This window comes from Bradyrhizobium sp. HKCCYLS2038, assembly GCF_051167655.1.
Taxonomy (GTDB): domain Bacteria; phylum Pseudomonadota; class Alphaproteobacteria; order Rhizobiales; family Xanthobacteraceae; genus Bradyrhizobium.
In genome coordinates this window covers 92,372-103,949 of the sequence record NZ_JBNPTM010000008.1, presented here as the reverse complement: position 1 = coordinate 103,949, position 11,578 = coordinate 92,372, and the positions used below count along the sequence as shown (strand labels likewise).

At 66.2% G+C, this 11,578-nt stretch carries 9 protein-coding genes and 1 tRNA gene; 3 read left to right on the top strand and 7 right to left on the bottom strand.

Features of this window, described 5'->3' with window-relative positions; all coding sequences use genetic code 11:
* The first annotated feature begins 40 nt into the window (after nt 1–40).
* A complete protein-coding gene (locus tag ACQR1I_RS29785; protein WP_434869650.1) occupies nt 41–559 on the top strand; it encodes a hypothetical protein in 519 nt (172 codons plus the stop codon).
* Nucleotides 560–613: 54 nt separating this feature from the next.
* On the opposite strand, the gene ACQR1I_RS29780 is transcribed toward ACQR1I_RS29785, so the two are convergent.
* The 3 genes from ACQR1I_RS29780 to ACQR1I_RS29770 form a co-directional block, all read right to left on the bottom strand.
* Complete coding sequence (locus ACQR1I_RS29780; RefSeq protein ID WP_434869649.1) at nt 614–1,390, bottom strand: substrate-binding periplasmic protein; 777 nt, start codon at nt 1,388–1,390, stop codon at nt 614–616.
* A 28-nt stretch (nt 1,391–1,418) separates the two neighbouring features.
* Entirely contained in the window at nt 1,419–1,763 is a 345-nt protein-coding gene (locus ACQR1I_RS29775) for a c-type cytochrome (protein WP_434869648.1), read from the bottom strand.
* 350 nt (nt 1,764–2,113) lie between these two features.
* Nucleotides 2,114–3,835 (bottom strand): pyrroloquinoline quinone-dependent dehydrogenase, encoded by a 1,722-nt coding sequence (locus ACQR1I_RS29770; RefSeq protein ID WP_434869647.1) that lies wholly within the window; start codon nt 3,833–3,835, stop codon nt 2,114–2,116.
* 896 nt (nt 3,836–4,731) lie between these two features.
* Between ACQR1I_RS29770 and ACQR1I_RS29765 the strand changes: the two genes are divergently transcribed.
* Nucleotides 4,732–5,652 (top strand): NAD(P)-dependent oxidoreductase, encoded by a 921-nt coding sequence (locus ACQR1I_RS29765; RefSeq protein ID WP_434869646.1) that lies wholly within the window; start codon nt 4,732–4,734, stop codon nt 5,650–5,652.
* A gap of 384 nt (nt 5,653–6,036) precedes the next feature.
* On the opposite strand, the gene ACQR1I_RS29760 is transcribed toward ACQR1I_RS29765, so the two are convergent.
* The 3 genes from ACQR1I_RS29760 to ACQR1I_RS29750 form a co-directional block, all read right to left on the bottom strand.
* Nucleotides 6,037–7,785, bottom strand: coding sequence for a methyl-accepting chemotaxis protein (locus tag ACQR1I_RS29760; protein ID WP_434869645.1), 1,749 nt, complete (start codon nt 7,783–7,785; stop codon nt 6,037–6,039).
* A 543-nt stretch (nt 7,786–8,328) separates the two neighbouring features.
* The gene (locus ACQR1I_RS29755; RefSeq protein WP_434869644.1) at nt 8,329–8,688 is read right to left on the bottom strand and encodes a hypothetical protein; all 360 of its coding nucleotides are present in this window, start codon (nt 8,686–8,688) and stop codon (nt 8,329–8,331) included.
* 450 nt (nt 8,689–9,138) lie between these two features.
* Nucleotides 9,139–9,225, bottom strand: a tRNA-Leu gene (locus ACQR1I_RS29750).
* A 225-nt stretch (nt 9,226–9,450) separates the two neighbouring features.
* Between ACQR1I_RS29750 and ACQR1I_RS29745 the strand changes: the two genes are divergently transcribed.
* Entirely contained in the window at nt 9,451–10,419 is a 969-nt protein-coding gene (locus tag ACQR1I_RS29745) for a complex I NDUFA9 subunit family protein (protein WP_434869643.1), read from the top strand.
* A 108-nt stretch (nt 10,420–10,527) separates the two neighbouring features.
* Here the strand turns inward: ACQR1I_RS29745 and ACQR1I_RS29740 are convergent, their stop codons facing one another.
* Nucleotides 10,528–11,334: an undecaprenyl-diphosphate phosphatase gene (locus ACQR1I_RS29740; protein WP_434869642.1), complete on the bottom strand. Its 807-nt coding sequence runs from the start codon at nt 11,332–11,334 to the stop codon at nt 10,528–10,530.
* Nucleotides 11,335–11,578: the final 244 nt, after the last annotated feature.

Here is an 11,578-nt window from a genome sequence, read left to right as displayed (position 1 = left end):
CGCGCGATTGCACTCGGCGACGACGACGCCGGAGTGACGGATGAAATTCGTGGCACGCGAGGACGCAAAACTGCTCGGGCAGCGATTGCAGCGTGAGATCGCGGCATGCGCGACGCCCAGGGCCGTCCTCTACGAGCACAGCGTGACGGCGCGGGACCATGCCCGCGATGCGGAGGCCATTGCCGCTGCTGCGGGCCGCTTTGCCGAAGCCATCGTCCTGTTCCAATGGGCGCTGCGCGGGGACGGATGCGAGGAGCCGGCGCTGTCCGACCCGGATTGGAGGCGCTACCGGATTTGGCGATCGTCGCACCAGGAGCAGCGGCGGCTGTACGACGCCCCGGGACACCTGTTCGATGGCGGCGAAGCGGCGCTGTTCGCCCAGGCGATCGCGCATGGCCTCACGCTCGGCTGGGACGCCATCGTGGCCGCCAAGCCGAAGCGCCAACTGATCCTGCTGTCGCACGACTCCGGGATCGAGATCTATCGCGGCTTCGCCGGCGGTGCGCTGACCCGCAAGCTGGTCGGTGCCGGCTGCTGGCGAACGCTGCAGCAGAGATAGCCGCCATGACGTCCGAGGCTGGGCGCTCAGCACGCGCAGCCCCAGCTACGCTCCCTACTTCGGCTCCTGCAGCGTCACGCCGTAGCGGCTGTAGATGCGCTGGACGGTGCCGTCGGCGCGCAGGCGGGCCAGGGCGGCGTCCACCGCCTCGCGCAGCGCATCGTCGGGGCGGATCATGCCGATGGCCACGTTCCAGTTCAGGTTCGGCTCGGTGTCGTCGAGGGCGATGATGCGGAGCGCCTTGTCCGGATGGGTCTGGTTGTAATAGGCGGCGTTGGCCGGCGTCACCGCGGCGGCCGCGATCTCGTGATTGGCCAGCGCGTCGAGGCTGTCGATCTCGAAGCCGAAGGTCGATGTCGGCACGTGACGCTGGCTGATCAGCATCGCCGCGACCGACCCGACCTGCACCCCGACCTTGGTCGTCTGGTCGAGTCCGGCGATGGAGGTGAGCTTGCTCGCCTGCGGCACCGCCAGTGCCACGCCCGTGTGATAATAGGGCTTGGTCGTCTTCAGCCGGGTCTGCTCCAGCGCCTCCGGATCGGCAATGACGTCCATGACGATGTCGCAGCCGGCAGCGCGCATCTGGAACATGGTGATGATCCAGTCGAGCCGCAGCGAGACGCCGAGCTCGCGGGCCAGCGCCTGGCCCATCTCGACCTGAAAACCCGGCGGGTCGCCGGCCTTGCTGGCGAACGGCAGCGAATTGGGATGGGCGCACAGCCCGATCTGGCCCTGCGAACGGATGGCGTCGAGCGACCGCGCCTCGGCCTGGCCGATCAGGACAAGGAGCGTGCCGATCACGGTGGCAAGCAGCGCGAACAATCGTGTCATGTCGTCGTCCTCACCCGATGGCTCTCAACTAATCCGGCTTCAAGGCCCGGATGTAGACGATGATCGCGTCGATCTGCGCATCGCTGAAGGTCTCGCCGAACGCCGGCATCGCGCCGGGCTTGCCGACCTTGATCCGGTTGCGCAGGAAATCGTCGCTGCGGGGCGAGTCCATCAGCTGCGGGCCCTTACCGGCGACACGGCCGGCGCTGGAGTGACACCAGCCGCAGGTGGTCGCGAACAATTGCTGGACGTCGAACTGCTCGGCCGGCGGCTCGGGCGCGGCGGACTGCGCCCACGCCGGTGCGGCGCAGGCGAGCAAGGCGGCGGTGATCGCCGGCGGCAGCGCCTGGGTCACGCCGGATCGCTTTACCAATCCGAGTGTCGTCCACGCCAGTTTCTTCAACACAGATCTAGTGGATTCAAACGTCATCAAGCCGCATCTCATCAAGCATGACCGATTCAGTTGCGTCCCATCGCGAGTGGCGCGGAGCGCCAAGTTTATCGCATTGACGGTCGGAGTTGTACGCTCGTCGTCATGGCCGGGCTGTCCCCGGCCATGCACGTCGTCCAGCACGCTGAGAACCGCGTGGATGCCCGGGTCGAGCCCGGGCATGACGGAATCACGAACTACCCGAATGGTTCGTGGCGACAGTCTCGTCTCTCCACACGCGGTAACCCCAGATCGCGGGAAACAGCGGACCGGTTCCCGCGATCTCCCACGATCTACTTCAAGCTGTAGACGATGAGCGCGCCGTCATCCCTGGGCATGCTCTTGTAGACGCCGCCGAACGTGGCCGCGTAGTCGTCCGAGAGCATGCCGCCGAAGCCGGCGGTCATCGCGATGTACTGCTTGCCGCCCACCGAGTAGCTGATGATGCCACCCTGATGGCCGGTGCCGTTGTTGCGGCTCCACAGCTCGGAGCCGCTCTCGGCGTCATACGCGTGCACGGTGCCGCGCGAATCCGGCACGAACACGAGATTGCCGCCCGTCGACAGCACGCTCGCGATCGGCGGCTCGGGATAGCGGACCTCCCACTTCTTCGCGCCGGTGATCGGGTCGCGCGCATCGAGATGACCGTAGATCTCGCCGCCGGGGGGCGGTGCGATCTTGAAGTCGGCGCCGATGTTGAGCTGGGCCTGCGGCGCCACCACCGGCGTCGTCTTGACGACGTCGAGCGTCATGCACCATTCCTGGCCGATCTTGTAGTACAGGCCGGTCTTCGGATTGTAGGAGCCGCCGTTCCAGCTCATGCCGCCGCCGATATAGGGGCAGAGTGGCTCGGTGACCTTGCCGGCGGTGAAGTCGCGGCGCCCGATCAGCTCGCCGGTCTTCGGATCGATCGTCTTGACGAAGTTGATGTTCTCCACCAGCCGCCAGACGTTGTTGACCTTCAGATCGCGGTCATAGACGAAGACGAAGCCGCCCTTGTTGGGGTGCACCACCAGCTTCTTGCCGTCCCGTTCGAGCATCAGGAATTCGCCGACCGCGCTGTCGAAATCCCAGGCGTCGTGCGGCAGCTCCTGGTGATAGAATTTGAGCTTGCCGCTGTCGAGGTCGAGACCGATCACCGACGTCGTATAGAGGTTGTCGCCCGGACGGGCGCCCTGGGTCTTCCAGTCCGCGCCCGACCAATCATACAGCGGGGCCGGGTTGGCGGTGCCCCAGAGCACCGTGTTGGTCTCGGAGTCGTAGGTGCCGGGCATCCAGCCGCCGCCGCCGCCGGTGCGCCAGGAATCATTGCCCCAGGTCTTCATCGCCTCTTCGGTGCCGGCGACGGTGAGGAATTCCCACTTCTTCTTTCCGGTCGCGGCATCGACGCCGAAGATCGGGCCGCGGCCCGGCCATTCACCGCCCTGCGAGCCGATCACGATGGTGCCCTTGGCATAGAGCGGCGCGCCGGTGAAGCCGACGGTCAGCTTCTGCGAGTCGATCAGCTTGGTGTCCCAGGCGACCTTGCCGGTCTTCATGTCGAGCGCAATCAGCCGCCCGTCCATGGTGCCGACATACACTTTGCCGTCGCCGATCGCGACGCCGCGGTTATACGGCGAGTGGGTCTGGCGCGCGACCAGCGCTTCGTCCAGCTCCGGGAAGTAGGACCAGATCACCTCGCCGGTGGCGCCGTTCAGCGCGAACACGCGGCTGTAGGAGCCCGTGTAGTAGAGCACGCCGTCGGCCGCGAGCGGCATCGACTGCAGGCCGCGGGTCGATCGTCCCGGGATGTGGATCCAGGCGACGCCGAGATTGCTGATGTTGTTCGTGTTGATCTGCGACAGCGGGCTGTAGTGATAGGACTTGTACGAGCCGTGGTAGGTCAGCCAGTCGTTCTGGCCACCGGCTTCGATGCGCGCCGAGTCCACCGTCTGCGCCGACGCCGCCGTGGCGGCGAGCATCGTCGTGACGGCGAGCGCAATCGGCCCAGCAAGACGTTTCCGTTGCTTTATCATGGCACTTCCTCCGCTACGTTCTTGGTTGATGGGCACTGCGATTGCCGCGAGCTGCCTTCGCCAGATCGTCTGCCGCTACGCCGAGCTCGTGTGATGCGCCGTGTGTCGACGGGACGAGTGACGTGTCAACCTAACGTTTAATCGTACCGCTGTGAATGCGCCGGAGCTGAGGCCCTGCCACGCACGACGCGCAGACGTCCCGCAGCAATCGGCAGTGCAGCAAGCCAGATCGCGCCAGCAAAGGCCGATGAGCGCCACGCTGCGCGATGCGACGCAGATGACCCGCGTGCGATCTCCGCGATTTGCTCCACATGCCCGCGGCCTTGTCGACGATGTCGGGTCCGCAACCGCTCTTTGTCAGCCGTGCTGACTCATCGCATGTGCGGAAGACAAAATGAGACTCTACGTCAAACCGCAACTCCGGCCGGCTCCGGATTCGATCTCGGTGAGTGCGACGCGGCGAGGAGGTGCAATGCGGGCGCCGCCACGTGTCATCCGCCACGCGCGCAAGCGCACGAGCCGGTCATGGATGGTGAGACGAGAGGCTCGAACCACATCCTCAACTGTCGTCCCGGACAAGCTGGCCGACGCAACGCGTCGGCCGGCGCAGATCCGGGACCCATAACCACAGGATGCCGTGAGCCGCGCGGAACGTGCCACCTGCCCCTTCCAGACATCACGCGGTATGGATCCCCGCGCCGCGCGCGCAATTGCGCGCTAGGTGGCGACGACGGCGGTGGGGAGTTAAAGCACTCGCGCAACACTGGCGCGATGCCCACCGCCGTCATTGCGAGGACCCAACGGGTCCGCGCAAAGCGCGGCCCGATGACAGGCTCCGCGACGAAGCCATCCAGCGCGACGATCGGAGCTCTTGATTGCTTCTGCCGTCGCCCGGCATGCATTCTTGGACGTCCATTGAAGAGGAGCTCGAAATGGTGGCGATCGGATTCATCGGTCTGGGTGTCATGGGCGAGCCGATGTGCCGCAATCTGGCGCGGAAGTCCGGCGCCACGGTGCTGGGCTTCGATCGTGTGGATGCGCCGCTGCAGCGGCTCGCCGCGGTCGGCGTCATCAGGGCCGCGTCGCTGGCGGAGCTGGCGCGCGAGGCCGATGTGATCTTCATGGCGTTGCCGAGCGGCAAGCATGTCCAGGCCGTGTGCGATGGCGATGACGGCCTGCTCCGCCACGTCGAGCCGCGCCACACCATCGTCGACCTCGGCACCTCGCCGGTGCAGGCCAGCCGGGAGCTCGCCGCGCGTTTTGCAGCCAACGGCGCCGCCTTCGCCGATGCGCCGATCGCCCGCACCCGGCAGGCGGCCGAGGACGGCACGCTGAGCGTGATGGTGGGCGCCGACGTGGCGACGTTCGAACGGCTGCGACCGCTGATCGCGATGTTCGCCACCGACATCACCCATTGCGGCGGCGTGGGCGCCGGCCAAGTCGTGAAGATCCTCAACAACATGGTGCTGATGCAGACCGTGGTCGCGCTCGGCGAGGCGTTGGAGACCGCCAAGCGTGCCGGCCTCGATCCCAAGCTGCTGTTCGAGACCCTCGCCAAGGGCTCCGCCGACAGCTTCGCGCTGCGCAACCACGGCATGAAGGCGATGCTGCCGGACACATTTCCCGAGCGCGCGTTCTCGACCGAATATGCGCGCAAGGACATCAGCTACGCGCTCGATCTCGCCAGGTCCGTACAGATCGACCTGCCGGGCGCCGAACTCGCCGACCGACGGCTCGGAGAGGCGATCGAGGCGGGCTACGGCGATCTGTATTGGCCGGTGCTGGCGCGCGTGATCGCAGCGTCACGCACGGAGTGACCATTGTTCGCCAGCCGTGGACGGGCGAACTGCATCCGGTGAGGGCCAGCTGACAACGGCATCCTCCGTTGTCGCCGATAAGCTCGCTGACCCCGCGCGTCGGCGGGCGCCGACCCGGGACACATCGTCACCGGCTGTCGCGAGGCGCGGAACGTGCCGCCTGCCCATTTCAAACATCACGCGGTTTGGGTCCCCGCGCCGCGCGCGCAATTGCGCGCTGGGCGGGGACGACAGCCGTGGTGAGGCGAAAGACTTGCGCAACACTGGCGTGATGCCGATCGCTGTCATTCGCGTGGAGCGAAGCAATGGCCAACGAGCCGCCGCGGCGCGGCGGCTCGGCTTTGCTACGGCGCGATCTCCGAGCCCGGTCGATCGCGCCGGGGTCTACGCGGCGCGAACCGTGTCCAGGAAGCGTCCGACCTCGCGCTTGAGGCGGCCGCTTTCCTGCGACAGCGATTGCGCGGCCGACAGCACCTGGGACGACGCCAGTCCGGTTTCGGCAACGTCGCGCTGGACGCCGTTGATGTTCGACGACACCTGATGTGTGCCCTGCGCAGCCTGCTGCACGTTGCGGGAGATCTCCTGCGTCGCGGCGCCCTGCTCTTCCACGGCAGCTGCGATGGTCGAGGAAATCTCCGACAGCCGCTCGATGGTGCCGCTGATCCCCCGGATGGCGGACACCGACTCCTCGGTTGCCCCTTGAATGCCGGCGATCTGCTGGCCGATCTCGCCGGTCGCCTTCGACGTCTGCTCGGCCAGCGCCTTCACCTCGGAAGCGACCACGGCAAAACCGCGTCCAGCCTCGCCGGCGCGGGCCGCCTCGATGGTGGCGTTGAGGGCGAGCAGGTTGGTCTGCCCCGCAATGCTGTTGATCAGCTCGACGACGTCGCCGATGCGCCCCGCAGCGCGCGACAATTCGCTGACGCGATCATTCGTCGCGCGGGCCTGGCCGACGGCATCGCCAGCCATCCGTGCGGACTCCTGGACCTGCCGGCTGATCTCGTTGACGGACGACGACAGCTCCTCCGTCGCCGACGCGACCGACTGCACGTTCGTCGAAGCCTCCTCCGACGCCGCAGCAACGACGGTGGCCTGCTGCTGGGCCCGGCTCGCCGTGCCGGTCAGCGTCGATGCGGCGGCTTCGAGCTGGGTCGACGCCGTCGAGACGGTGTTGACGATGCCGCCCACGGCCGCCTCGAATTCGTTGGCCAGCTTCAGCATCGCGGTCCGTCGCTGGCCCGCGGCGATCCGATCCTGCTCGGTCTTGGCCTCGGCCTCCTCGCGCGCCTTCTGCTCGGACAGCACCTTGAAGCGCTCGACCGCGCCGGCGACATCGCCGACCTCGTCCTGGCGGCCGAGTCCCGGCAGGACCACGGAGAAGTTTCCGGACGCCAATTCTCCCATCGCGGCGGCCAGCGCGCGGACCGGCCGCGCCACGGTCAGGATCACCAGCGCGGCCGCGGCGATCAGGACCAGGATCACCGCAGCGGCGACGATGGTGAAGGACTTTTCCGAGCTGGCAACGGTGTCCGCCATCCGTGCGAGCTGCTGCTCGACGCTGTGCTCGGCGAACTCGACGATCTTGTTGGAGAGCTCATCGAGCTCCTTCGCGTCACGTGCGGCGTCCTCGCGGACGATCCGCTTCGCTTCGGCCTCGAGCTTGGCGGCTTCGGCCGGAACCTCGCCTCCTGCGGCCCGCTTGGCCTCGATCGCAAGCGCGTCGGCGCGCAGCTTGGCGGCCTCGCCGGCCTGCGCCGCATAGTCGGCTCCAAGCGTGGCCATCTTCGAAATGCGGTCGCGGTTCTCCGGATTGGTGGAGAGCTTCAACATCGCCTCAGTGGAGCCGGCCAGAGACTTCTTGCGTGCCGCGATAGAGTCCAGCGCCGATCTCAACGCGTTGCCGTCGGCTGCAAGCAGGATGTCCCGCATACCGATCTGCATCCCGCGGACAGATGCCTTGGCGTCGATGCCATCGCGCGCGATGACCTGCTGGCGATCCGCCGCGTCGGCAGCAGCCTTGACCTGTTCGGCGCCGGTCATCTGGATGTAGATCATCGCTGTGACGAGAAGAATGCTGATGACCGATGTGACGATGAGCTTGGTGCCGATCCGGATGTTCTCGATCATTCTCATGGCAGCGCGGAATTCCCTGGGCTTGACGACACGTGACCTGCGCGAATTGCAGTCACACACTGCGGGAACCTTCCAACGGAATGGTTAATGACCTCGAATCGTCTCGCCCGTACTAATACGAGGCCTGTTCGATGTTGCCGTCACCGGTCAGCTCGTGGCGATCGACCTACAGCCGGCTCGACCTACATATACCGTGTTTCCACGCCCTGATCTTCTGGACCGATGCGCATCGGCAGCTTGCAGGCATCGCTCCGGCGGCTCCAGGTGCACCGTCCGCCACCGTCATCGTGAGGAGCGGAGCAACGAAGCAAAGCCAGTGGAGTTGTCATCATGCCTCCCATGCTAGAATTGCCCGTCGTGTTAGTTTGTCGCAGCATTTTCTCTTGTGCCGTCGGGCAAATCACTTGCACATTTCCGCCCGTCCCTGCTGCCGCATGAGGGGCGTTTCGCGACCGTCACGGATCGTAGGCAGTGGGATGCGATGGGCGTGTGTCGACGCAGCGCGGTTCAGTCCGCGCCGACGAACGATCGATGCACGCACGGTCAAGTCGCGCGGTCCTGACATCCCGACGCTGATGTCAAACTTGCGACGTCGCTGACGCGACGCGCAGGTGATGGTGGCCAGAAAGCCCGGCGCACCAGGGAGAACGCGAAGCAGCCGTTAAAACCGTTGCGCAGGGAGGGCCGGATGATCCGGCGCGTACCTGTGGTTCCTGCCGCCAGCATTTCTTTCGCTGGCGGGCCATGGGTGCGACCGGCACCCGGCCTTCCCTGCGCCCTCATGATTTCGGGGGCGAGACGATCAGCAGAGCTCGGGCGCGGGATGCGCCGCGAGGATGAGGATGTTTGTCCAAGATTTTTCAATGACAGGGCATCGTTCGCGATGATGAGAATGATCTGCATGCAAGACGCCGATCGCGACCACAGACGCGTGGCGCTCGGTCTCTACGCAATTGAGCCATGCTCTCGCGCAGGTGACGGTGCGCTCCCCTCCCCCTTGCGGGGAGGGGTCGGGGGTGGGGTCTCCGGGCGCCGACGCCGATGGCGAGCGCCGTCACCTTTAAGGAAGGCAAAGCGAGGGCGTATCACTTGCAGCGGGACTCGTGGACCCCCACCCCCGACCCCTCCCCGCAAGGGGGAGGGGAGCCGACCGTCAGCGCGGCGCGATCGAGAATTCCACGAGGTGTCGTCATGGCTCGCAACGGAGCTCGCTGCGGGAGCCGCCAATGCAAGACCATCGTCCGCGACACACGAAACGTGTGTCCGGCGTCTTCAGCAGTGACAGGGATGTCAGGAAAAATGAAAACCGAGTCTCAGCTCGGCGGCGCCACGCGGAGCCTGAAAGGCATAGCGTGGTGCCCAGGAAAGGACTCGAACCTTCACGGCCGTTAAGCCACTGGCACCTGAAGCCAGCGCGTCTACCAATTCCGCCACCTGGGCATGTGGGGGCGGTGTGTACGGATCGAACGGCGGCTTGTCAAACCGCTGAAGGCCCAAGATGACAATTTTTCTCACCCGATACGCAAAAACACGGCTCCCTTTTCCGCGGTGCGGACGATGGGCTATACAGCGGCGCAAGATGGCGGCCGCGGGTGCGAATCGCCGCGAGAACAGCCCTCTCCTTCGGGGCGGACGGACCGCCCTCCTATCCCAGGAATGATCCCAATGGCATCGAATCTGGACACCCTCGTCACCGTGTTCGGCGGCTCCGGCTTCGTCGGACGCAACGTGGTTCGGGCGCTGGCCAAGCGCGATTATCGCATCCGCGTCGCGGTGCGCCGACCGGAGCTGGCGGGCCACCTGCAGCCGCTCGGCCGGGTCGGCCAGATCCACACCGTGCAGGCCAACCTGCGCTATCCCGATTCGGTCGCGGCCGCGCTGCGCGACAGCCATGTCGCGATCAACCTCGTCGGCATCCTGACCGAGAGCGGCGCGCAGACGTTTGACGCCGTGCAGGGCGAAGGCGCCGCCACCGTCGCCAAGGCCGCAGCGGCCGCCGGCGCGCGGATGGTCCACGTCTCGGCGATCGGCGCCGATGCCGAATCGGCTTCGTCCTACGCCCGCGCCAAGGCGGCCGGCGAGGCCGCCGTATTGGCCGCGGTGCCCGAGGCGGTAATCATGCGGCCGTCGGTCGTGTTCGGCCCCGAGGACCAATTCACCAACCGCTTCGCCGGTCTCGCCCGCATCGCGCCGTTCCTGCCGCTGGTCGGCGGCGGCGAAACGAAAATGCAGCCGGTCTATGTCGGCGATGTCGCGACCGCCGTTGCCGATGCCGTCGATGGCAAGGCGCAGGCCGGCGCGACCTACGAGCTCGGCGGGCCGGAGGTGCTGAGCTTCCGCGAGATCCTCAAGATCATCCTCGACATCACCGACCGCAACCGCGCGCTGCTGCCGCTGCCGTTCGGGCTGGCGAAGCTGCAGGCGACGTTGCTGCAGTTCGCGCCGGGGCCGCTGAAGCTGACGCCGGACCAGGTCGAGCTGCTGCGTCATGACAACGTGGTGTCGGAAGCCGCAAAGGCCGCTGGCCTGACCTTGCAGGGCCTCGGCATCACGCCGGATTCGCTCGAGGCGATCGGCCCGCAATATCTCTGGCGCTTCCGCCCCGCCGGGCAGTTCCAGCGCAAGAATGCGTGAGAGGTCCGTAGGGTGGGCAAAGCGAAGCGTGCCCACCATCCTGCGACGACACTCTGAGTGAAGACGGTGGGCACGGCGCTGCGCGCCTTTGCCCACCCTACGCGATAACTACCTGCCCAGCGCCAGCGCGATCAGGCCGAGGGTGCCGACGATCACGCGCCACCAGGCGAACAGCATGAAGCCGTGGCGGGTGACGTAGTCGAGAAAGACCTTCACCACGATCATCGCGGTGATGAAGGAGACGACGAAGCCGATCGCGATCAGGCCGAGGTGATCGGCCGTCATCTCGGCGCGGCTCTTGTAGAAATCGTAGACGAAGGCGCCGACCATGGTCGGGATCGCCAGGAAGAAGGAGAACTCCGCGGCCGAACGCTTGTCGCCGCCGAGCAGCATCGCCGCCACGATGGTCGAGCCGGAGCGCGACACGCCGGGAATCATGGCCAGGCACTGCGCGACGCCGATCCACAGATACATCATCAGCGGATAGCGCGTGGCGTCGTGCTCTTTGGGCTTGAGATCGATCTGGTCGACCCACAGCAGGATGGCGCCGCCGACGATCAGCGAGAAGCAGACGACCCAGGGATCGAACAGGAGCGCCTTGATGTATTTGCCGGCGATGAGGCCGATGATCACGGCGGGCAGGAAGGCGATCAGCACGCCGATGATGAAGCGCCGGTCCTCCGCATTCGACAGCGCGCCGATCGCGACGCGCGACAGCTTGAAGAAGTACAGCGCGACGATGGCGAGGATGGCGCCGAGCTGGATCAGGATCGCAAAGCTCTTCCAGAAGCCGTCCTCACCGAGGCCGAAGAAGCGCTCCGCCAGCAGCAAATGGCCGGTCGAGGAGACCGGAAGAAACTCGGTGACGCCCTCGACAATGCCGAGAAGCACCGCCCGCAGCGTATCTGACATCATTGATCGGATCCATGATTGCCGGCAAAGCGCCGCCCTTCTCGCCTATTCGGCCCGCGCCCGCAATTGCAAAAAGCGCTGCGCGCAGCCACATCCAATGAATGAACCGGAGCGCGACCGGCGAGACGAACAGGCGCTTGATGAAAAGGCACTTGACGGTGCCGGAGCACGGATCGCGCGTCGCCAGTCACGGATCCGGGAACGGCGTTTTCCGCCTGTCGCCCCGTCGCCCTACTGCTTACACTTT